Below are 21,649 nucleotides of genomic sequence, written 5' to 3'. Positions count from 1 at the left end.
GTTGCGATGCCGGCGCTCAGTCGAGCAGAGCGGACACGCGCTCCCGGATCCGATCGGCGATCGACTCCGGACTTCCGGCCGCGTCGAGCACCAGGAAGCGCCCCGGCTCCGCCGCCGCAAGGCCGAGGTAGGCATCACGCACCCGAGCATGGAACTCGGTCTTCTCCGCCTCGAGGCGATCGAACGGCTTGTCGGCCGAGTCGAGACGCACCCGCGCCGCCTCTGGATCGAGATCGAGCAGCACGGTGAGGTCGGGCAACGCCCCTTCGGCGGCCCACAGGGACAGGTCTCGGATCTCCGCACCGTCCAGCACACGGCCGGCGCCCTGATAGGCGACGGATGAATCGAGGTAGCGGTCCTGCAGCACGACCTCGCCCCGAGCGAGCGCCGGGCGCACGACCGTGGCCACGTGGTGTGCACGATCCGCTGCGTACAGCAGCGCCTCGGCACGGGGCGCGATGTCGCCTCGGTGGTGCAGCACGATGTCGCGGATCAACTGACCGACGTCCGAGCCTCCTGGCTCACGGGTCCGCACGACGGTGCGGCCGGTCTCCACGAGCCAGTCCGCGAGGAGATTCGACTGAGTGGTCTTGCCCGAGCCGTCTCCTCCTTCGAGGGTGATCCAGAGACCGGAGTCCGACGTCACGAACCGGCCTTCTTCGCCGCGTTCGCCGCACGGGTCGCCGCCGCCTTCTTCGCGGCGGCCGATCGCGCGGCAGCCTTCTCGGCATCCGACGCGGTGGACTTCGTCGCGGCTGCCTTCTTCGCGGGAGCCTTCTTGGCGGCTGGCTTCTTCGCGGCTGCCTTCTTCGCGGGAGCCTTCTTGGCGGGAGCCTTCTTCGCCGCACCGCGCTTGGGTGCCGGCCCCTTGGCGCGCTTGTCGGCGAGCATCTGCACGGCAGTCTCGAACGTGATGTCCTCGACCTTCTGGCCGCGCGGGATGGTCACGTTCGTCTCGCCGTCCGTGACGTAAGCGCCGAAGCGGCCGTCACGGATGCGGATCGGCTTGCCGCTGACCGGGTCGGCCTCGAACTCGGCGAGAGCGCTCGACGCGCGACGGGATCCTGCCCCGTACTTGGGCTGTGCGTAGATCTCGAGGGCCTTCTCGAGCGTCACGTCGAAGATCTCCGACTCGCTCTCGAGCGACCGGGAATCGGTGCCCTTCTTCAAGTACGGCCCGAATCGACCGTTCTGCGCGGTGATCTCGTCGCCCGTCTCGGGGTCGGCGCCCACGACGCGCGGAAGGCTCAGCAGCTGCAGCGCCGTGTCGAGGTCGATGGTGTCGACCGACATCGAGCGGAACAGCGACGCGGTGCGCGGCTTCGGCGCGGCATCCTTCTTCGCTCCGCGCTTCGGCTTGGGCGCCTCCACGACCTCTCCGGTCGCCTCGTCGACGGCGGCGTCGTCGGACACCGGGTCGTTCTCCTGCACGTACGGACCGAATCGGCCGTCCTTCACGACGACGATCTTGCCGTTCTCGGGGTTCGTGCCCAGCACGCGGTCACCCGCGACGGGGGCATCGATGAGCTCCTGCGCCTTGGCTGCCGTGAGCTCGTCCGGCGCGAGGTCCTCCGGGACGTTCACGATGCGCGGCTTCTCGTCCGGCGCCTCGGGGTTCGCGACCTCGAGGTATGGCCCGTACTTGCCGAAGCGGAGCGTCGCGTTCTCGGTGATCGGCGTGGAGTTCAACGCACGAGCGTCGATCTCACCGAGGTTGTCGACGACCTGACGGAGGCCGACATGCGAATCGGAGCCGTAATAGAAGGAGCGCAGCCACTCGACGCGCTTCTGCTCGCCCCGGGCGATCGCGTCGAGGTCGTCTTCGAGCGCGGCGGTGAAGTCGTAGTCGATGAGGTCGGCGAAGTGCTCCTCGAGCAGCCTGACGACGCTGAAGGCGAGCCAGGTCGGCACGAGCGCCTGGCCGCGCTTGGTCGCGTAGCCGCGGTCGATCACGGTGCCGATGATGCTCGCGAAGGTCGACGGGCGGCCGATGCCGTGCTCTTCGAGGGCCTTGACGAGAGAGGCCTCGGTGTAGCGCGGCTTCGGGGTCGTGCGGTGCCCCTTCGCTTCCGAGTCCGACATGCGCAGCTGGTCGCCGACGGCGACGGCGGGCAGCGACTGGTTCGCCTCTGCGTCCTTGTCGTTGCGCTTCTCGTCGCGTCCTTCCTCGTACGCCTCGAGGAAGCCCTTGAACGTGTAGACGGTTCCGGATGCGGTGAATTCGGCGTTCTGCCCTGCGGCGTCGACCGCGATCGTCACGGTCGTGGTCTCGTACTTCGCATCGGCCATCTGGCTCGCGACGGTGCGCTTCCAGATCAGGTCGTAGAGGCGGTGCTCTTCGCGGTCGAGTTCCGAGGAGACGGACTTGGGGGTGCGGAAGGTCTCGCCCGATGGGCGGATCGCCTCGTGCGCCTCCTGCGCGTTCTTGCTCTTGGACTTGTAGACGCGGGGCTTGAGCGGCACGGCGCTGTCACCGTACAGGGCGACGGCCTGGCTGCGTGCAGCCTGCACCGCCTGGGTGCTCAGCGCCACCGAGTCGGTTCGCATATAGGTGATGTAACCCTTTTCGTACAGCCGCTGGGCCACGCTCATCGCCTGCTTGGCGCTCATCGAGAGCTTGCGGCCCGCCTCCTGCTGCATGGTGGAGGTGGTGAACGGGGCGTAGGGGCTGCGGGTTCCTGGCTTCGCCTCGACCTTGGTGACCGCGCCGGTGCCCGCCGCATCGACGGCGAGCGCGAGCTGTGCGGCCTTCTGCTCGTCGAGAATGACGACGGCCTTCTTGAGCTTTCCGTCGTCGTCGAAGTCGGTGCCGCGGGCGAGCTGTCCGCCGTCGACCCGGACGAGCCGCACGGTGAAGCCGGACGTCGTCGAGGCGAGCGCCTCGACATCCCAGTACTCGGCGGAGACGAACGCCATGCGCTCGCGCTCCCGCTCGACGATCATGCGAGTGGCTGCGGACTGGACGCGTCCGGCGGACAGGCCGGTCTTGACCTTGTACCAGAGCACCGGGGAGACATCCCAGCCGTACAGACGGTCGAGGATGCGGCGGGTCTCCTGCGCGTCGACGAGATCGGTGTCGAGTTCTCGGGTGTTGCCGATGGCCGCCTGGATCGCGTCCTTGGTGATCTCGTGGAAGACCATGCGCTTCACGGGCACCTTGGGCTTCAGCGTCTCCAGCAGGTGCCACGCGATGGCCTCGCCCTCGCGGTCCTCATCAGTGGCGAGCAGGAGCTCGTCCGCCGTCTTGAGCGCGCGCTTGAGTTCGGCGACCGTCTTGGTCTTGCGATCGGAGACGACGTAGTAGGGGTCGAAGTCGTTGTCGACGTCGATCGAGTACTTCCCGTACGCCTGCTTGTCGGCGGCGGGGATGTCCTTCTTGTCTGCCAGGTCGCGGATATGGCCGACGGAGCTGAGCACCTCGTAGCCGTCGCCGAGGTACCCCTGAATCGACCGCATCTTCGTCGGAGACTCGACGATGACGAGCTTCTTGCCTTCAGCCAAGGGAGCATCCTTTCTTCGAAGCACACCATACACACCGCCGTGATGGGTTGGTCCACGGAGGTCGCCTGCATTTTCGCGGGAAAGTGCTTCGCGCCGCCGTCATGTCCCCTCGGGTGGCCCGGCACGGGCTCGGGAGACGGCAGCGAGTCCAGCGTACGCCGCCTTCACCTGCACGGTCGCCACGAAGCCGTCGAGCGAGCACTCCGTCAGCGCCGCGGCCGAGGCGGCGGCGACGCGAGCGGCCAGGGCACAGGGGTCGTCGACGGTCGCGACCGCCCCGCTCGCCGCGTCGGCCGCGGCGAGGGCTGCGGCGTCGGCGGCGCCTGCCGCTCGCTGCGCCGTGACGGCGGCACCTCCGACGACGGCGAGGCCGAAGGACAGCGCAGCCGTAGCCGACAGGATTCCCGCGGCGAGCGCGGTGCCCGCCATCACGACCCCCTCTCGGTGGTCGGCATCAGCGCCCCCCGACGAGTGCGCAGCTCGACGCCTCGAGCGGGAGGCGGATGATCCCGCCGATCGCCACGACCGAGTGCGCGCTCACGCATACGAGGTCGTTCGAGGCGCGGCTCGACATCCCTGCTCCGGACACGGCCACGGAGACCACGCGATGCGCTGCCCCCTCTCCCTCTCCTCGTCCGAGCAGGCGTGCGGCATCGGCTGCTGCGTCCTGCAGGGCGACCTGGCGCGACGCCGCCCCGAGCGCTCCCGCTCCGAGGAGGAGCGCAAGCACCACCGCGGGAAGAGCCACCGCGAGTTCTGCCGCCGCCGACCCTCGGTCGTCTCTCCCCCATGCGATTCTCACGACACCGTGAGAGCGCGGCGCACGAGATCGGTGAGGATGCCACGCACCTCGTCCGACCTCATGATGACCACGAGCATGCCGGCGAATGCCACCGCGGCCATGGTCGTGATGGCGTACTCGGCCGTGGCGGCGCCGCTGTCGTCGCCGAACAGGGCGGCCGAGCGGCGACGCGTGAGCGGAGGGATGGTGTTCATGTGCTCCTTCTTTCTGTGGCGGACGCGAGCGCGTCCTGGGATGTGGTCCGGGTCGGCGTGTCAGGGCAGCGGGGTGGAGGCGAGGACGCTCAAGAGCAGGGGGGCGACTCCGAGGAGGAGGAACGCGGGAAGCGTGCAGACCCCGAGGGGAATCAGCAGGGCGGTCGACAGCTTCGCCGCCCGAAGACGACCCTCGATCCGTGCCGAGTGACGTGCCTGACCCGCAGCGGCACGCAGCAGTTCACCGGCAGGGACGCCGGCAGTGTGCGACAGCTCCAGCACCGACAGGATCCGCGACTCGTCGTCCGCACCCGCCGCAGCCCCCTCACGGCGCACCGCGCTGAGGCCGACGAGGCTGAGGGCGCGTTCGATCGATGCTCCGCCGGACAGCGCCACCGCGAGGAGCTCCTCCTGCATTCCGGGTGTGCCGGGAGCGGGCCTCGCCCGGCGCAACAGACGTCGCGTCCACGCCCGCGCCGCGAACACGAGCAGCAGTCCCCCTCCGACACACCCCGCTCCGGCGGGGGTGCTGATCGCAGCTATGGTGTCGAACCCGAGCGCGAATCCGAGCAGGAGCCCGGCGAACGGCATCCACAGCAGCAGCCTGGCGGTGCCCGCGGGCTCCGCGAGCGCGATGCGCACGTCGTCGGCGGCCGATGCGGCGTCGCGTAAAGTCTCGGCGATCGTCCGCAGAACGTCTGCGAGTGGTGCGCCGACGATCATCGCGACCTCCCACGCCGCGGCGAGGTCGCGCCACGGACCGCCCTCCGCCTCGATGGCGGCAACCAGCGGTGCGCCATCGTCGAGCCGCCGCACGATGCTCTCGGCGTGCCGGTCGCCGATTGACGCGAGATGACGCCAGGCGACCGTCGGCGCAGCCCCGGCCTGGAGCAGCACGGCGAGCGTCTGCACAGAGGCCGCGGCATCCGAGCCAGCCATTCGAGCCGAGCGTCGCCACCGCCTCACCACGGATGCACCTCTTCTATCTCGAGACGATCTCCGGTGAGGGTGAATGCGCCTGCCTTGGCGATTCGCCGTCGCCCACCCGCAGCGCGCTCCAGGTGCAGGACGACGCTGAACGCGCTCACCACTTGGCGCGCGAGAGCTGTGGCATCCATCCCGGCCAGCGCGCCCAGCGCTTCGAGCCGCGCCGGCACGTCGCCGAGCCCGCTGGCATGCAGAGTCCCAGCCCCTCCGTCGTGACCGGTGTTCAGCGCGGTCAGCAGCTCTCGGACCTCTTCTCCCCGGCACTCCCCCACCACGAGACGGTCCGGACGCATCCGCAGCGATTCGCGCACCAGGCGGGACAGCGTGATGCCTCCTGCTCCCTCGAGGTTCGCCTGTCTGGCTTCGAGGGCGACGTGGTGCGGATGACGCGGGCGCAGCTCGGCGACGTCCTCGATGGTGATGATGCGCTCGTCGGCCGGCACCTCGGTCAGCAGTGCGGACAGCAGCGTCGTCTTGCCCGTGCCCGTGCCGCCCGTGATGAGGATGTTCGCTCTCGCGGCCACCAGCTCGAGCAGCCATTCGTGCTGCGACGGGTCGAAGGCCCCGAGCCCGGCGAGTGCGGCGAGATCGGCAGCGCGCACGCGGGGAATCCGGATGGAGAGGGCCGTTCCCGACGTCGACACGGGCGCGAGCACGGCATGCACCCGGATGCCGGAGTCCAGCCTGACATCGACGCACGGAGCCTGGTCGTCGAGATGTCGACCGCCGAGGCCGACGAGGGCGACTGCGAGGTCCCGGACCTCGCGTTCGGACGCACTCCACGACGGCACCCGCTCGGTGCCGTGCCCTCTGTCGACGAAGAGTCCTGCCGCTCCGTTGACGAAGAGATCCGTCACGGCGTCGTCGGCGCAGTGCTCGGCGAGCGGACCGAACACCGGGTCGAGTTCCAGGGGCTGCTGCGCGTGCCTCTCGACGCCCTCTACCCAGGGCGATGTGCCGCGAGGTCGGATGATGAAGGAATCGGACATCCCCCGAAGCTAGGCGCGCAAGCCGACGCACCGAGGCCGAGAGACCGCGGCACTGCAGCGGTTGTGAGCAACCCCGAACACACGGGATCAGTGCAGAGGGGAACGCGTCGACCCGCTTCACCGGGAGAGCTAGCAGAGAGCGCTCCCAAAGAAATGGGCGGCATCTCACGGGGGGAATGAGATGCCGCCCACGGCGCGACGCACGATGGGGGCATCGGGCGCGCCAAGGCCAGAATGAGAATTCGGCTGTCGTCGAGTGTACGCAAGGCGACCGTCCTGACAAAACCCGTCGCACTACCGACTTTCGGCAGTATGCGCTGTCGGCGGCCGAGACTAGATTCGCCCTGACCTGATCGCGCCCCCGCGCGGTCATGCCTGCACGACCTGCTATGCCGCAAAGGAGCGCCTGCCGATGAGCAGCCAGATCGATCATCTTCTCGATGAGACCCGCCAGTTCCCGCCCTCCGAGGCATTCGTCGCGCAGTCGGTGTCGTCGCCGGCCCTGTATGAGCGCGCCGCGGCCGACCGTGAGGCGTTCTGGGCCGAGCAGTCCCGCGAGCTCCTCGAATGGCACAAGCCGTTCACGCAGGTGCTCGACTGGTCGACGCCGCCGTTCGCCAAGTGGTTCGACGACGGCGAGCTGAACGTCGCGTACAACTGCCTCGACCGCCATGTCGAAGCCGGCAACGGCGATCGCGTCGCCCTGCACTGGGAGGGCGAGCCGGGAGACTCGCGCACCCTGACGTACGCCGAGCTGACCGAGGAGGTCAAGCGCGTCGCCAACGTGCTCGAGGGCTTGGGCGTCGGACACGGCGACCGCGTCGCCATCTACCTGCCGATGATTCCCGAGGCCGTCGCCGCGATGCTCGCGGTCGCCAGGGTCGGCGCCATCCACTCCGTCGTGTTCGGCGGGTTCAGCGCCGACAGCCTGCGGTCCCGCATCGACGACGCGGGCGCCAAGCTCGTCATCACCGCCGACGGCGGCTACCGCAAGGGTCGGGTCTCCGCGCTGAAGCCGGCCGTCGACCAGGCCCTCGCCGACCGCGGTGAGGGCGAGCAGCAGACCGTCGAGCACGTTCTCGTCGTCAAGCGCGGCGAGAACGAGGTCGAGTGGCAGGACGGTCGCGACCTGTGGTGGCATGACGTCGTACCCGCGGCATCCGCCGAGCACACCGCCGAGGCGTTCCCGGCCGAGAACCCGCTGTTCATCCTCTACACCTCGGGGACGACGGGGAAGCCGAAGGGCATCCTGCACACCTCCGGCGGGTACCTCACCCAGGCGGCCTACTCACACAAGTACGTGTTCGACCTGCACCCCGAGACCGACGTGTACTGGTGCACGGCCGACATCGGCTGGATCACGGGGCACAGCTACGTGACCTACGGTCCGCTGGCGAACGGCGCGACCCAGGTGATCTACGAGGGCACCCCCGACTCCCCGCATCCCGGCCGCTGGTGGGAGATCATCGAGAAGTACAAGGTCTCGATCTTCTACACCGCACCGACCGCGATCCGCTCCTTCATGAAGATCGGTCGCAGCGTTCCCGCGAAGTTCGACCTCTCGTCGCTGCGCCTGCTCGGCTCGGTCGGCGAGCCGATCAACCCCGAGGCCTGGATCTGGTACCGCGATGTGATCGGCGCCGGTACCACGCCGATCGTCGACACCTGGTGGCAGACGGAGACGGGAGCGATCATGGTGTCGGCGCTGCCCGGCGTGACGGCGACCAAGCCCGGTTCGGCGCAGGTCCCCCTGCCGGGCATCTCGATCGACGTGGTCGACGAATCCGGCGAAGAGGTCGGCAAGGGCAACGGCGGCCTGCTCGTGATCACCGAGCCCTGGCCGAGCATGCTCCGTGGCATCTGGGGAGACCCCGAGCGCTACAAGGAGACCTACTGGGAGAAGTTCGAGAAGCAGGGGTACTACTTCGCCGGCGACGGCGCGCGCCTCGACGACGACGGCGACCTGTGGCTCCTGGGCCGCGTCGACGACGTGATGAACGTGTCGGGCCATCGCCTCTCCACCGCCGAGATCGAGTCGTCCCTCGTCGCACACGAGGCGACGGCCGAGGCCGCAGTCGTCGGGGCCGCCGACGAGACCACAGGCCAGGCGGTCGTCGCCTTCGTCATCATCAAGGAGAGCTACCTCTCCGCGCATGATCCGGCCGGACTCGCGCAGCAGCTGCGACTCTGGGTCGGCGAGCAGATCGGCGCGATCGCCCGTCCCCGCGACGTCTACATCGTCGGCGAGCTCCCGAAGACCCGCTCGGGCAAGATCATGCGTCGACTGCTGCGCGATGTGGCGGAGGGCCGTGAGGTCGGCGACACCACGACTCTCGCCGACACTGCAGTCATGAGCATCATCTCGGCGCAGGTCAAGTAGGCGCAGGTCGAACAGAACCGTACGCAGAACGCCCCCTCCCGATCCGGGAGGGGGCGTTCTGCATGGATGCGTCAGGCGAGGATGAAGGAGACTTCGACCTCGACCGGGCTGTCGAGCGGAAGCACCGGCACGCCGACGGCCGCGCGGACGTGGCGTCCTGCGTCACCGAAGATCTCGCCCAGCACCAGGCTCGCGCCGTTGATGACGCCCGGCTGACCGGTGAATTCCGGAGTGGATGCCACGAAGCCGCCCACTCGCAGGACTCCCGCGATCCGGTCCACGCCGCCGGCGGCATCCGCCGCGGCGGCGAGCGCGTTCAGCGCACAGGTGCGGGCATAGGCGTTGGCGTCCTCGGCCGACACCTCGGCGCCGACCTTCCCCGTCGCAGGAAGAGCGCCGTCCGTGAACGGCAGCTGACCCGACGTGTAGACGAGACCGTCATGGACGACGGCGGGAACGTACGCCGCCACGGGGGCGGCGACGGTGGGGAGCTCGATGCCGAGCTCGGTCAGACGCGCGGAGATGCTCATGCTGCGCCTCCCTCGAACTGGCGCGACGCCTCGGCAGCGGCGGCGAGGCCGGCGGCGTTGCCCGTGGCATCCGCGGTCACCGGGCGCTTGAAGTAGGCGACGAGCCCGCCTTCCGGCCCCTGGACGACCTGCACGAGCTCCCAGCCCTGCTTGCCCCAGTTGTTGAGGATCGCGGCGGTGTTGTGGATCAGCAGAGGCGTGGTCAGGTACTCCCACGTGGTCATGGCACTCCTGTCTGGCCGCATCAGCGCGCGCGGATGCGTCAAAGGCGGTATTCAGGGAACTCCCCTACGATCAAGCGTATGCCTCAAAAGAATCGCACGGTGAAAGGTGCGCTCGGCGGAGTCCTCGGACTCGTCGGGCTGAGCGCCGTCGCTGGCCTCCTCGTCGCGGCCAGCGTCACCCCGGTCCTCGCCATGACCGGCATCGCCGGGTCGCAAGCTCTCACGATCTTCGACAAGCTCCCCGCCAACCTCCAGGTGAACCGGCCGATGGAGCAGTCGACGATCTATGCGATGAACGCAGACAAGAAGCCGGTCGAGCTGGCATCTTTCTACGAGCAGAATCGCATCCCCGTCACCTACGACCAGATCAACCCGGTCGTCTACGACGCGATCCTCTCGAGTGAGGACAAGGACTACTTCAGCCACGGCGGCATCAACGTCGGCGCGACGGCGAAGGCTCTGGTCGACAACCTGCGCGGCACCGACGATCGAGGCGCGTCGACGATCACGCAGCAGTACGTCAAGAACGTGCTGATCCAGGAGTGCGAGCAGGAGGCGGATCCCGCATCCGGCACCTACGCCGACGACCTGCAGCAGTGCTGGCTGGACGCCACGAACGCGAAGGGTGCCGAGGGCATCGAGCGCAAGCTGCAGGAGATGCGGTACGCGCTGCAGATCGAGAAGGAGTACTCGAAGAACGACATCCTCCTCGGGTACCTCAACATCGCCAACTTCGGCGGCACGGTGTACGGCATCGAGTCGGCCGCGAACTACTACTTCTCCACCACGGCCGCGAAGCTCACGGCCGCTCAGGCGGCCACGATCGCCGGCATGGTGCAGAACCCGAACCTGTACCGCATCGACAAGCCCGCGGGGACGTGGACGGACAAGGACGGCGTCGCCCACAACACCGCCGACGACGGCTATGCGATGACCCTCGAGCGCCGGCACTACGTGCTGCAGCGCATGCTCACGCTCGGCAAGATCACCCAGGCCCAGTACGACGAAGCGGATGCCTCCCCCATCACCCCTGCGATCACCCAGCCCACCCAGGGCTGCGTCTCGGCCGGCAACGTGGCGCGCAGCGCCTACTTCTGCGAGTACGTGAAGTCGGTCGTGCTGACCGATCCCGCCTTCGGTGCGGATGAGACGGCCCGCAAGGATCTGCTGCGTCAGGGCGGCCTGAAGATCTACACGACGATGAACATCGACATCCAGACCGCGGCCGCCGAGAGCATGGCGAATCTGGTTCCTGCTGGATACGACAACCAGTACTTCGGTGCCGCGGGTGTTTCGCTCGAGACCGGCACCGGACGTGTTCTCGCGATCACGCAGAACACCACGTTCAGCGAGACGGTGACCGGCGATCAGGCTTACTCTGCGCTGGTCTTCGCGACCGACAAGGCGCACGGTGGATCGAACGGCTTCTCGGTGGGATCGACCTACAAACTCTTCACCCTGATCGACTGGCTCGAGAAGGGGCACTCGGTCCGCGAAACGCTGAATGCGAGCAACCGCGTGTTCAGGAATTTCAAGTGCGGTGACGACCCGATCATCAACACGACCAAGATCGACAACTTCAATCGCGCCGGCGGCTACACGGGGTCGGTGATGCGGTTCACCGCGGACTCCCTCAACAGCGGGTACCTCGCTATGGCCGAGAAACTCGACCTGTGCGACATCAACAAGGTCGCGGACCGTATGGGCGTCACCCTCGCCTCCGGAAAGAAGACGACCGACGACCCTGCCGTGCCCTACGACATCCTTGGTTCCAAGTACATCTCGCCCCTCGCGATGGCCGGCGCGTACGCCACGGTCGCGAACAAGGGCATCTACTGCACGCCGAAGTCCATCGACCGGGTTGTCGACGGAGACGGGAACGAGCTCCCCGTGCCCGAGTCGAAGTGCACTCAGGTCATCGATCCCGCCGTCGCTGCAACGGCCGCGTTCGCGCTACAGGGCGTGATGAACGGCGGCACCGGCGCCAAGGCGAACAACTATGACGGCGTGCCAGTGATCGGCAAGACCGGTACCCACGAGAAGTGGGGAACGATGATGATCGAGTCGAGCACGAAGGTGACGACGGCGGTCTGGGTGGGCCGTTCGGAGGGCCAGGCGAGCATCCTCAACCAGTACTGGAACGGCACCGCCCTGAACGAGATGCGCTACTGGGTCGCCAAGGACATGCAGCGCGCAGCGAACAACATCTACGGCGGCGACCGCTTCCCTGAGCCCGACAACAAGCTGATCCGTCAGGTGCTGACCGACGTCCCCGACGTGGTCGGGCAGACCGTCGAGCAGGCGACGGCGACGCTCAAGGGCGCCGGATTCCAGGTCACCGTCGGCGCACCGGTCGACAGCGACAAGGCGACCAACATCGTCGTGGCGCAGGATCCGGCCGGCAAGGCACCGAGCGGTGCGACGATCACCCTGTCGCCCAGCAACGGTCAGGGGGCGACGGTTCCGGATATCACGGGGCAGTCTCAGGCCGAGGCGCAGAACGCCCTCTTCGGCGCGGGGTTCACCTCGATCGACTTCGACGGGTCCTGTAACGGCAACGGCGCGAAGGTGGCCTCGACCACCCCTGCAGCGAACAGCGCGGCGAACAAGAGCACGACCATCAAGGTCGCCTGCAAGTGACCTCACGCCCGACGGCGCACCCGGCCCTCATCGCGCTCGGCGCGGTGGGGGCCGCTGGTGCTGCGGCCGCCATCTGGGGCATCGGGATCGAGCGCTACCTGTTCACCGTGCGCGAGGCGACGGCATCCGCTCTGGCGCCCGGCTCCGCTCCCCTTCGCGTCCTGCACGTCTCCGATGCGCACATGGCGCCGTGGCAGCACCGCAAGCAGGACTGGCTCGCCTCGCTCGCGCAGCTGAAGCCCGACCTCGTCATCAACACGGGTGACAACCTCGGCCACCGGGAGGGCCTCGAAGGCATCCGCCGAGCGTTCGAGCCGTTCGTCGGCATCCCCGGCGTCTTCGTGCACGGCTCGAACGACGTGAACGGACCCGCTCCGCGGAACCCGATCCGCTACTTCGCCGGACCCTCGCAGCGGCATCGCGAGCCGACCTTCCTCGACACCGATGCGATGGATTCGTTCTTCACCGACGAGCTCGGCTGGACCGATCTGAACAACCGCGCCGCACGTCTGAGCGTGGCGGGGAACCCGGTCGACTTCTTTGGTGTCAGCGATGCGCACCGACACTGGGATCGGCTCGAGGACCTTCCCGGCGCGATCCAGTCGCTCGGGCCGCAGGATGCCGGAACGTCGGTGCTCGGCGTCACGCACGCCCCCTACCAGCGCGTGATGAACCGCTTCGTCGAGCTCGGCGCGGATGCCATCTTCGGCGGGCACACGCACGGCGGGCAGGTCTGCCTGCCCGGATTCGGCGCGCTCGTCGCGAACTGCGACATCCCGCTCAAGCAGGCCAAGGGTCTGAGCACATGGACGCAGGACGAGCGGACGGTTCCGCTCAACGTCAGCGCGGGCTGCGGGCACTCGATCTATGCGCCGGTCCGCTTCGCGTGCCGCCCCGAGGCGACACTGCTGACGCTCACGGCGCGCGACTGAGCCCTCGATTCGGTGCTGCGGCCATTTCGCTGTAGACTCGGAGGGTTGCAAAACGGGGTGTGGCGCAGCTTGGTAGCGCGCTTCGTTCGGGACGAAGAGGTCGCAGGTTCAAATCCTGTCACCCCGACCAGTAACACCGGAAGGCCGCCCTCACGGGCGGCCTTCTCTGTACACGACCGAGGCGAAAGGCACAGCGTGAGCCGCTTGTTCCCTCCGCCTCGTCGTCTCACCCGCGGCATCGCCCTGGGGATCGCGATCCCCTTCGTCGCCGCCCTCGCGCTGCTGACGCTGACCCCGGCGCGCGTCGAGCAGTCGATGCCGAACCTGCTCGATCTCGTGCTGTCCGGCGCGCATCGCTTCGGGTGGGAGTCCCTCGACTTCACGCGACTCGAGATCATCGCCAACGTGCTCGTGTTCGTGCCGATCGGCATCCTCGCGTTCATCCTGGTGCCACGCCCGCTGTGGCCGCTGGCGATCGTGCTCGGCCCCGCCCTGTCTCTCGCCATCGAGGTCGCCCAGCGCCTGGCGCTTCCGCATCGCGCCGCCACTCTCACCGACGTCATCGCGAACTCGGGAGGGGCACTGATCGGCGTCTTCGTCGCGATCACCGGCACTCTGCTGTTCGCCCCGCATCCCTCCCAGCTTCCGCCCCGTACCCTGGAGGCATCATGACCTCGCCTGCACTCGTGGCCTTCGATCTCGACGACACCCTCGCCCCGTCCAAGGGGCCGATCGATCCTCGGATCGCCGCGCAGCTGCATGCGCTGCTCGCCAAGGTCGATGTGGCGATCATCTCGGGCGGCAACGAGACGCAGTTCCGCGCACAGGTCATCGCACGGCTCGGCGAGATGGATGACGCCGCAGCTGCGCGGCTGCACCTGCTCCCGACGTGCGGCACCCGCTATCTGCGCCACGACGGAACCGACTTCGCCGCACTGTACGCGCACGATCTCTCGGCGCAGCAGAAGGCGGACGCCCTGACCGCCCTCCGCGAAGAGGCCGAGCGCCTGGGGCTGTGGGAAGCGGAGCCCTGGGGCGACATCCTCGAGGACCGCGGCTCGCAGATCACCTTCTCCGCGCTCGGACAGAAGGCGCCGCGCGACGCGAAGCACGACTGGGATCCGAGCGGCTCCAAGCGAGAGGCTCTGCGGGATGCGGTGGCCGCGCGCCTGCCCGACCTCGAGGTGCGCTCGGGCGGCTCGACGTCGATCGACATCACCCTCGCCGGCATCGACAAGGCCTACGGTATGCGCAAGCTCGCCGAGCACACCCGCATCCCCCTCGCCTCCATGCTCTTCTACGGCGACCGACTCGACGAGGGCGGCAACGACTACCCCGTGCTGGCGATCGGCGTGCCCTCCGTGGCCGTGGATGGCTGGGAGGACACGGCCGACAAGCTCGACGAGCTGCTCGAGACGCTCTGACGCCCGCCGGTCACACTCGACCGGCGGGCGTCAGTGCTCAGCGCTCAGCGCTCAGCGAGCCGTGCTCGGTGAGCCGTGCTCAGCGAACAGCCACGTCGGAAGCCGCGCGCGCCACCGGAACGAGCCGCGTGAGCTGCGTGACATGCGCCGGCTCCAGTTCGGCGAGCGACGCCACTCCGAGCAGGCGCATCGTCCGTTCGATCTCGGTGCGCAGGATCTGGATGGTGCGGTCGACGCCGGCGCGCCCGCCCGCCATGAGCCCGTACAGGTAGGCCCGGCCGATCAGGGTGAAGTCGGCCCCCAGCGCCACCGCGGCCACGATGTCGGCGCCGTTCATGATGCCGGTGTCGATCATGACGGTGAAGTCCTCCCCCACGGCCGCACGGACCTCGGGGAGCAGGTGGAACGGGATCGGCGCACGGTCCAGCTGGCGCCCACCGTGGTTGGACAGGACGATGCCGTCGACGCCGGCGTCACGCAGACGCACCGAGTCCTCGACGTTCTGCACGCCCTTGATCACGATCTTGCCCGGCCAGATGTCGCGGATGACGGCGAGGTCGTCGTAGCTGATCGTCGGATCCATCGCCGCGTCGAGCAGCTCGCCGACGGTGCCGCCGGTGGTGCTCAACGACGCGAACTCCAGCTTCGGCGTCGTGAGGAAGTCGTACCACCACCACGGGCGCGGGATCGCGTTGACGATCGTGCCGAGGGTCAGCTGCGGCGGGATGCTGAACCCGTTGCGCTTGTCGCGCAGTCGAGCGCCGGCGACGGGGGTGTCCACCGTGAACTGCAGGGTGTCGAACCCGGCCGCTGCCGCACGACGGGTGAGCTCGTACGAGATCTCGCGGTCGCGCATGACGTAGAGCTGGAACCAGTTGCGCCCGTGCGGGTTGGCCGCCTTCACGCCCTCGATCGACGTCGTCCCCAGGGTCGACAGGGTGAACGGGATGCCGGCCGCAGCCGCAGCGCCGGCTCCGGCGACCTCACCCTCGGTCTGCATGAGACGGGTGAAACCGGTGGGCGCGATGCCGAACGGGAGCGCCGACGGGCCGCCGAGGATCTCGACGGAGGTGTCGACGGTCGGCGCGGGGCGCAGGATGCCGGGGTGGAACTCCACGTCCTGGAACGCCTGGCGTGCGCGGGTCAGCGACAGCTCGCCCTCGGCCGCGCCGTCGGTGTAGTCGAACGCCGCCTTCGGCGTGCGACGCTTCGCGATGGTGCGCAGATCGTCGATCGTCAGGGCGCCGTCGAGGCGGCGCTTCCTGCCGTCGAGCTCGGGCTTCTTGAACTTCATCAGCTCGAGCAGCTCTTTCGGGTTGGGAACCTGGCGCTGGACCATGTCGTGTCCTCTCAGTCGATCGGTCGGGTGCTGCGGGTCAGTCCCGCCGCGGTGTAGTAGCCGGTGATGTGCGCGCGCACGAGGGAGCGGGCGGTCGACGCCTCGCCCGCAGTGATGGCGTCGATGATGGCGCGGTGCTCGGAACGCAGGACCTCGGCCATGGCATCCCAGTCGCTGATCGCAGAGGCGCCCTCCTGCACGTAGGACTCGATCGAGGTGCGAAGGCCCGCCATGATCGCGGCGACCACCGTGTTGCCGCTGGACTCCGCGAGAGCCAGGTGCAGCTGCGCGTCGAGCGCGAGGAACTCGGCGGAGGTCAGGCCCGCGGCATCCATCGCGTCGAGGACCCGGTGCGCGGCGGCGAGGTCCGGCACGCTCTGGCCCGCGAGGGCGGTCACGACCGCGTCTTCGAGCAGCAGACGCGTCTGCACCACATCGGCGAGCGGGAAGCCCTGCGCGGCGACCTGGAGCCGCAGGAGCGTCGACATCCCGCCGGTCGGAGTGGCGATCACGATGGCGCCCGCCTGCGGCCCGGAGCCGGTCGACGTGCGGATCAGTCCGAGCACCTCGAGCACGCGGAACGCCTCGCGGACGCTGGACCGGCCGACCCCGAGGTCGGCGGCGAGGTCACGTTCGGAGGCGAGCCGATCGCCGGGGCCGATTCGCCCCTCGAGCAGGTCGCGCTCGATGTGCTCGAGGACGGCACGCCAGGCGCGCGCGGGCTGCTCGGGCATCCGCTCTCCTCGTCGTCGGCGATAGGCGGCGCCACCCGGCGCCTTCCTGTGGTCTGACCACAGTAGCGCGTGTGGTCAGACCACGCAATCGAAGCGTCGAAGACCAGCGGTAGCGGTTCACTTCTCAGCACAGTCCGACCACACCATGCCGTGGAAGCAGCAGGATCGCCGCCTCGGGCCGATCGATGCTGAGTTGTGCACGGGCCGGCGTCCTGACGACGCCGGAACGCTGGGGGCAGGACGGGGGGCTGGGTCAGCCCAGGCGCCCGCCGGACTCCTCGAGGTAGCACGCGCCGCACAGCGATTCGTAGGTGGTGAGCTCCGGCGCGGCGGATCCGTCCGCGCCCTCATCGATCGCGACCTGGTCGCCGTCGAACACGAAGCGTCCGCCGATGACCCGACCGTTGAAGACGGCCTTCCGCCCGCAGCGGCAGATCGTCTTGAGTTCCTCGAGCGAGTGCGCGATCGCGAGCAGACGCGCCGAACCGGGGAAGGCATGCGTGAGGAAGTCATTGCGGATGCCGTAGGCCATCACCGGGATGCCGTCTTCGATCGCGATCCGGAACAGATCATCGACCTGCGCGGCGGTGAGGAACTGCGCCTCGTCGATCAGCAGGCAGGCCACATCGACCGGTCCGCTGGGGATCAGCTCCTCCTCGGCGGCACGACGCACCCGGTCACGGTGCTCGGCGAACAGCGCTCGTGCGTCCGCATCAGGAGCGATCAGGAAGTCGACTTCGCGGGTCACGCCGAGCCGACTCGCGATCTCCGACGCACCCTTGGTGTCGATCGCCGGCTTCGCGAGCAGCACGTGCTGCCCGCGCTCCTCGTAGTTGTAGGCGGCCTGGAGCAGCGAGGTCGACTTGCCGGAGTTCATCGCCCCGTAGCGGAAGTAGAGCTTGGCCACCGGCCGCTACTCGTTGATGCCGAGGGTGGCCGCAGTCGACGCCGTCGACGTCGCCGCCAGTTCGGGGTTCTTGTTGAGCTGCTCACCGAAGGTCGGGATGAGCTCTCGCAGCTCGGACTCCCAGCCCGGGTACTCCTCGGGGAAGCACTTCTTCAGCAGGTCGAGCATGATCGGCACCGCGGTGGATGCTCCCGGCGAGGCGCCGAGGAGCCCTGCGATCGAGCCGTCGGCCGCCGAGACGACCTCGGTCCCGAACTGCAGGATGCCACCCTTCTTCGGGTCCTTCTTCATGACCTGGGCGCGCTGGCCCGCATCGATCAGAGTCCAGTCCTCGTCCTTCGCCGTCGGCATGAACGTGCGCAGGCTGTCGACCTTCTTCTTGTGGTTCTTCAGCAGCTCGCCCACGAGGTAGGTGATGAGGTCGGGGTTCGCGAACGCCACCCGCAGCATCGGCCACAGGTTGTGCGTGCGCACCTGAGACACGATGTCGAGCATCGATCCGTTCTTGAGGAACTTCGGGCTGAAGGTCGCGAAGGGGCCGAACATCAGCGAGGCCTCTCCGTCGACCACGCGGGTGTCGAGGTGCGGCACCGACATGGGAGGGGCGCCGACGGATGCCTGCGAGTAGACCTTCGCCTTGTGCTGCGCGACCACCTTCGGGTTCGTGGTCTTGAGGAACTGACCGCCGATCGGGAAGACGCCGTAGCCCTTGATCTCCGGGATGCCGGAACGCTGCAGCAGCTTGAGCGCCCATCCGCCTGCACCGACGAACACGAACCGCGCCTTGATCTGGTTCGGCGTGCGTCCGATGGTCGTGCGGTAGTTGATGAGCCAGGTGCCGTCCTTCTGCTTCTTCAGGCTCTTCACCTCGTGGTTCGTGCGCAGCGCGACACCACTCGAGGTGAGGTGATCGAACAGCTGGTGCGTGAGCGCACCGAAGTCGACGTCAGTGCCCGCGGGCACGCGGGTCGCGGCGAACGGCTCGCCCTTGCGGCGCTGCTGCATGAGGAGCGGCGCCCACTTGTTGATGACGCGCGAGTCCTCGCTGTACTCGATCCCTGCGAACAGCGGCTGCTTCTTGAGCACCTCGTAGCGGTCCTTGAGGTACGCGACATCCTTCTCACCCCGCACGAAAGTCATGTGCGGGGTCGCGTTGATGAAGGTCGACGGCGCATCGAGCACACCGCGGTCGACGAGTGACGACCAGAACTGACGGCTCTGCTGGAACTGCTCGTTGATCGAGACGGCCTTGGCGGGGTCGAGCGGAGCGCCCTTCTGCTGCGGCATGTAGTTCAGCTCGCAGAGCGCCGCGTGACCGGTGCCCGCGTTGTTCCAGGGGTTGGACGACTCCTGCGCCACATCGGAGAGTCGCTCGAACGCGACGATCTTCCAATCCGGCTGCAGCTCGTGCAGCAGGGTACCCAGGGTGGCGCTCATGATGCCACCACCGATCAAGACGACATCGACGGTTTCGGTCACCAGGACAGTCTAGTTCGAGGTCGCGGCGCCACTGACCAGACGGGCCTCCTCAGCCAGACCGGTTCGGTATCGCGGGGATGCTCTCAGGCTATGACGGCCAGACGCTCGGCGAGAATCTCCGCGATCTGCACGGCGTTGAGCGCCGCGCCCTTGCGAAGGTTGTCGTTGCTGATGAACAGCACGAGCCCCTTGTTCTCAGGAGCGGACTGGTCGGCACGGATGCGGCCGACGAAACTCGGGTCCTTGCCGGCGGCCTGGAGCGGGGTAGGCACCTCGTCGAGGACGACGCCCGGTGCGGCTGCCAGCACCTCGGCCGCACGCTGAGGGGTGATGTCGTTGGCGAACTCGACGTTGATCGAGAGGGAGTGGCCGGTGAAGACGGGCACGCGCACGCACGTGCCTGCGACACGCAGATCGGGGAGCTCGAGGATCTTGCGGCTCTCGTTGCGGAGCTTCTTCTCCTCGTCGGTCTCGTTCTGTCCGTCGTCGACGAGGTTCCCGGCGAACGGGATGACGTCGAAGGCGATCGGTGCGACGTACTTCTCGGGCTCGGGGAAGTCGATCGACGACCCGTCGTGCACCAGGCGGAGGGTGTCGCCCTGCGCCAGCACGCCCTCGACCTGGCCGAGGAGCTCCTGAGCGCCGGCGAGGCCGGAGCCCGAGACGGCCTGGTAGGTCGAGACGATCAGGCGCTCGAGGCCTGCCTCGGCATCCAGTGCCTTCAGCACCGGCATCGCGGCCATCGTCGTGCAGTTCGGGTTGGCGATGATCCCCCGCGGGCGGTCGTCGATCGCGTGCGGGTTGACCTCGCTGACGACCAGCGGAACCTCGGGGTCGTTGCGCCAGGCGCTGGAGTTGTCGACGACGACGGCTCCCGCCTCGGCGAAGCGCGGCGCGTACGCACGGCTCGCGGTCGCGCCGGCGGAGAAGAGTGCGATGTCGATTCCCGACGCGTCAGCGGTCTCGACGTCCTCGACGATGACCGTCGCACCGGCGAACTCGATCGCGGTCCCGGCGGAGCGCGACGATGAGAACAGTCGCAGGTCCCGGATCGGGAAGGACCGCTCGGCGAGAATCTCGCGCATCACGGTGCCCACCTGGCCGGTGGCGCCCACGATGGCGACGGAGAGTCCTGAGTCGGAGATGCGGGTCATGATGTTCCTTGGCGTCGTGCAGTGCAGCAGTCGAGGCTTCAGGCGCGACGTCGGGATGCGGATGCCGCGCCTGGCGCCGATGTCAGGGTTTCGGTGAGTCTACCGTGCCGTGCGAGGGTCAAGACTCGCCCGCGGTGGGTCAGCGACCGGTGCCGGCGTGGACGGTCGCCTCGGCGTCCCCGTCGAGGCCGTACGCGGTGTGCACGGTGCGTGCGGCCTCGGCCAGGTCGGTGTCGCGCAGCACGACCGAGATGCGGATCTCGGACGTCGAGATCATCTCGATGTTGATGCCGCCGGCGGACAGCGCCTCGAACAGCACCGCCGAGACTCCTGAGTGCGTGCGCATTCCGGCACCCACGACCGAGAGCTTGCCGATCTGGTCGTCGTGCACGAGGTTCTGGAAGCCGACCTCGGTCTGCTCACCGGCGAGCGCCTTGAGCGCTGCTGCCGAATCCGCCTTGGGAACCGTGAACGAGATGTCGGTGCGTCCCGTCGCCGACACGTTCTGGACGATCATGTCGACGTTCGCGCCGGACTTGGCGACGATCTTGAAGATCTCGGCCGCCTTGCCGGGGACGTCGGGGACGCCCGCGACCGTGATCTTGGCCTGGCCGAAATCGGTGGCGACACCGGCGACGATGGGTTCTTCCATGGCTGCTGCTCCCTCGGCTTCGCGAGGGTTCTTCATGCCCTCGCCCAGAACGTATGTGCCCTCGGACGACGAGAAGGTCGACCGGGCGTGGATCAGGACGCCGTGTCGGCGTGCATACTCGACGGCGCGGATGTAGAGCACCTTGGCTCCGTTGGCGGCGAGCTCGAGCATCTCCTCGCTGCCGATGTGGTCGAGCTTCTGCGCCTTGGGGATGACGCGCGGGTCCGCGGTGAAGATCCCGTCGACGTCGCTGTAGATCTCGCAGACATCGGCATCCAGTGCTGCCGCCAGGGCGACGGCGGTCGTGTCCGAGCCGCCGCGGCCGAGCGTCGTGATGTCGCGGGTATCGCGGTTGAACCCCTGGAATCCGGCGACGATGACGATCGCGCCCTCGTCGAGCGCCTCGCGCAGTCGCACGGGAGTGACATCGACGATGCGAGCGGCGCCGTGCTGGGAGTCGGTGATCATGCCGGCCTGGCTGCCGGTGAACGAGCGTGCCTCGAAGCCCATCGAGTGGATCGCCATGGCCAGGAGCGCCATCGAGATCCGCTCGCCGCTGGACAGCAGCATGTCGAGCTCGCGCGGAGCCGGGATCGGCGCGACCTCGTTCGCGAGGTCGAGCAGCTCGTCGGTGGTGTCGCCCATCGCGCTCACGGCGACCACGACATCGTGACCTGCACGACGCGTGTCGACGATGCGCTTGGCGACGCGCTTGATGCTCTCTGCGTCGGCGACGGACGAGCCGCCGTACTTCTGCACGATGAGGGCCACGATCACTCCC

Annotated in this window: 20 protein-coding genes and 1 tRNA gene; 6 read left to right on the top strand and 15 right to left on the bottom strand. The window is 68.3% G+C overall.

What is annotated here, in order from left to right; genetic code table 11:
* Window positions 1-16: 16 nt before the first annotated feature.
* The 7 genes from tmk to BLW44_RS05650 all read right to left on the bottom strand — a co-directional run bounded on the left by tmk (window position 17) and on the right by BLW44_RS05650 (window position 6,473).
* Window positions 17-646: a dTMP kinase gene (tmk, locus tag BLW44_RS05680; protein WP_060928617.1), complete on the bottom strand. Its 630-nt coding sequence runs from the start codon at window positions 644-646 to the stop codon at window positions 17-19.
* Window positions 643-3,501 carry a type I DNA topoisomerase gene (gene topA, locus BLW44_RS05675; protein WP_060928618.1) on the bottom strand — a complete coding sequence of 953 codons (2,859 nt, stop codon included), beginning with the start codon at window positions 3,499-3,501 and terminating at the stop codon, window positions 643-645. Before topA ends, tmk begins: the two co-directional genes overlap by 4 nt.
* Before the next feature lie 99 nt (window positions 3,502-3,600).
* Window positions 3,601-3,930, bottom strand: coding sequence for a helicase (locus BLW44_RS05670; RefSeq protein WP_074731633.1), 330 nt, complete (start codon window positions 3,928-3,930; stop codon window positions 3,601-3,603).
* A gap of 25 nt (window positions 3,931-3,955) precedes the next feature.
* Window positions 3,956-4,249, bottom strand: a complete 294-nt coding sequence (locus BLW44_RS05665) for a TadE family type IV pilus minor pilin (RefSeq protein WP_338061379.1) — start codon at window positions 4,247-4,249, stop codon at window positions 3,956-3,958.
* A 50-nt stretch (window positions 4,250-4,299) separates the two neighbouring features.
* Window positions 4,300-4,497, bottom strand: a complete 198-nt coding sequence (locus BLW44_RS05660) for a DUF4244 domain-containing protein (protein WP_060928765.1) — start codon at window positions 4,495-4,497, stop codon at window positions 4,300-4,302.
* 60 nt (window positions 4,498-4,557) lie between these two features.
* Window positions 4,558-5,436 carry a type II secretion system F family protein gene (locus BLW44_RS05655; protein WP_060928766.1) on the bottom strand — a complete coding sequence of 293 codons (879 nt, stop codon included), beginning with the start codon at window positions 5,434-5,436 and terminating at the stop codon, window positions 4,558-4,560.
* A gap of 23 nt (window positions 5,437-5,459) precedes the next feature.
* Window positions 5,460-6,473, bottom strand: a complete 1,014-nt coding sequence (locus BLW44_RS05650; protein WP_082724671.1) for a TadA family conjugal transfer-associated ATPase — start codon at window positions 6,471-6,473, stop codon at window positions 5,460-5,462.
* 412 nt (window positions 6,474-6,885) lie between these two features.
* On the opposite strand from BLW44_RS05650, the gene acs reads away from it, so the two are divergent.
* The gene (gene acs / locus BLW44_RS05645) at window positions 6,886-8,853 is read left to right on the top strand and encodes an acetate--CoA ligase (protein ID WP_074731631.1); all 1,968 of its coding nucleotides are present in this window, start codon (window positions 6,886-6,888) and stop codon (window positions 8,851-8,853) included.
* A 71-nt stretch (window positions 8,854-8,924) separates the two neighbouring features.
* Here acs and BLW44_RS05640 read toward each other — a convergent pair whose 3' ends face one another.
* Both BLW44_RS05640 and BLW44_RS05635 read right to left on the bottom strand, forming a co-directional pair.
* On the bottom strand, window positions 8,925-9,383 hold the full coding sequence (locus BLW44_RS05640; RefSeq protein ID WP_060926709.1) for a RidA family protein: 459 nt from the start codon (window positions 9,381-9,383) through the stop codon (window positions 8,925-8,927).
* Window positions 9,380-9,607 (bottom strand): Sp36 family protein, encoded by a 228-nt coding sequence (locus tag BLW44_RS05635; protein ID WP_060926708.1) that lies wholly within the window; start codon window positions 9,605-9,607, stop codon window positions 9,380-9,382. Before BLW44_RS05635 ends, BLW44_RS05640 begins: the two co-directional genes overlap by 4 nt.
* A 78-nt stretch (window positions 9,608-9,685) precedes the next feature.
* Between BLW44_RS05635 and BLW44_RS05630 the strand changes: the two genes are divergently transcribed.
* The 5 genes from BLW44_RS05630 to BLW44_RS05610 all read left to right on the top strand — a co-directional run bounded on the left by BLW44_RS05630 (window position 9,686) and on the right by BLW44_RS05610 (window position 14,603).
* A complete protein-coding gene (locus BLW44_RS05630) occupies window positions 9,686-12,247 on the top strand; it encodes a penicillin-binding protein (protein ID WP_060926707.1) in 2,562 nt (853 codons plus the stop codon).
* Window positions 12,244-13,179: a metallophosphoesterase gene (locus BLW44_RS05625; protein WP_060926706.1), complete on the top strand. Its 936-nt coding sequence runs from the start codon at window positions 12,244-12,246 to the stop codon at window positions 13,177-13,179. Before BLW44_RS05630 ends, BLW44_RS05625 begins: the two co-directional genes overlap by 4 nt.
* 53 nt (window positions 13,180-13,232) lie before the next feature.
* Window positions 13,233-13,309: transfer RNA gene (locus BLW44_RS05620), tRNA-Pro, on the top strand.
* Between the two features lie 65 nt (window positions 13,310-13,374).
* Window positions 13,375-13,851 carry a VanZ family protein gene (locus BLW44_RS05615; protein ID WP_139305242.1) on the top strand — a complete coding sequence of 159 codons (477 nt, stop codon included), beginning with the start codon at window positions 13,375-13,377 and terminating at the stop codon, window positions 13,849-13,851.
* Window positions 13,848-14,603: an HAD-IIB family hydrolase gene (locus BLW44_RS05610; RefSeq protein WP_060926704.1), complete on the top strand. Its 756-nt coding sequence runs from the start codon at window positions 13,848-13,850 to the stop codon at window positions 14,601-14,603. The genes BLW44_RS05615 and BLW44_RS05610 overlap by 4 nt, the downstream gene beginning before the upstream one ends.
* Window positions 14,604-14,682: 79 nt before the next feature.
* On the opposite strand, the gene BLW44_RS05605 is transcribed toward BLW44_RS05610, so the two are convergent.
* The 6 genes from BLW44_RS05605 to BLW44_RS05580 all read right to left on the bottom strand — a co-directional run bounded on the left by BLW44_RS05605 (window position 14,683) and on the right by BLW44_RS05580 (window position 21,639).
* Complete coding sequence (locus tag BLW44_RS05605; protein ID WP_060926703.1) at window positions 14,683-15,942, bottom strand: alpha-hydroxy acid oxidase; 1,260 nt, start codon at window positions 15,940-15,942, stop codon at window positions 14,683-14,685.
* A gap of 11 nt (window positions 15,943-15,953) precedes the next feature.
* On the bottom strand, window positions 15,954-16,676 hold the full coding sequence (locus BLW44_RS05600; protein ID WP_060926702.1) for a FadR/GntR family transcriptional regulator: 723 nt from the start codon (window positions 16,674-16,676) through the stop codon (window positions 15,954-15,956).
* Between the two features lie 253 nt (window positions 16,677-16,929).
* Window positions 16,930-17,583, bottom strand: a complete 654-nt coding sequence (locus tag BLW44_RS05595) for a thymidine kinase (RefSeq protein ID WP_060926701.1) — start codon at window positions 17,581-17,583, stop codon at window positions 16,930-16,932.
* Window positions 17,584-17,589: 6 nt separating this feature from the next.
* Window positions 17,590-19,062 (bottom strand): malate:quinone oxidoreductase, encoded by a 1,473-nt coding sequence (locus BLW44_RS05590; protein ID WP_060926700.1) that lies wholly within the window; start codon window positions 19,060-19,062, stop codon window positions 17,590-17,592.
* 83 nt (window positions 19,063-19,145) lie between these two features.
* Window positions 19,146-20,216: an aspartate-semialdehyde dehydrogenase gene (locus BLW44_RS05585; protein WP_060926699.1), complete on the bottom strand. Its 1,071-nt coding sequence runs from the start codon at window positions 20,214-20,216 to the stop codon at window positions 19,146-19,148.
* Between the two features lie 139 nt (window positions 20,217-20,355).
* Complete coding sequence (locus tag BLW44_RS05580; protein ID WP_056376285.1) at window positions 20,356-21,639, bottom strand: aspartate kinase; 1,284 nt, start codon at window positions 21,637-21,639, stop codon at window positions 20,356-20,358.
* Window positions 21,640-21,649: the final 10 nt, after the last annotated feature.

This window comes from Microbacterium hydrocarbonoxydans, from assembly GCF_900105205.1.
GTDB classification, from domain to species: Bacteria; Actinomycetota; Actinomycetes; order Actinomycetales; family Microbacteriaceae; genus Microbacterium; species Microbacterium hydrocarbonoxydans.
The sequence above is the reverse complement of the archived record's forward strand: the minus strand, read 5'-3'. Positions and strand labels throughout refer to the sequence as shown.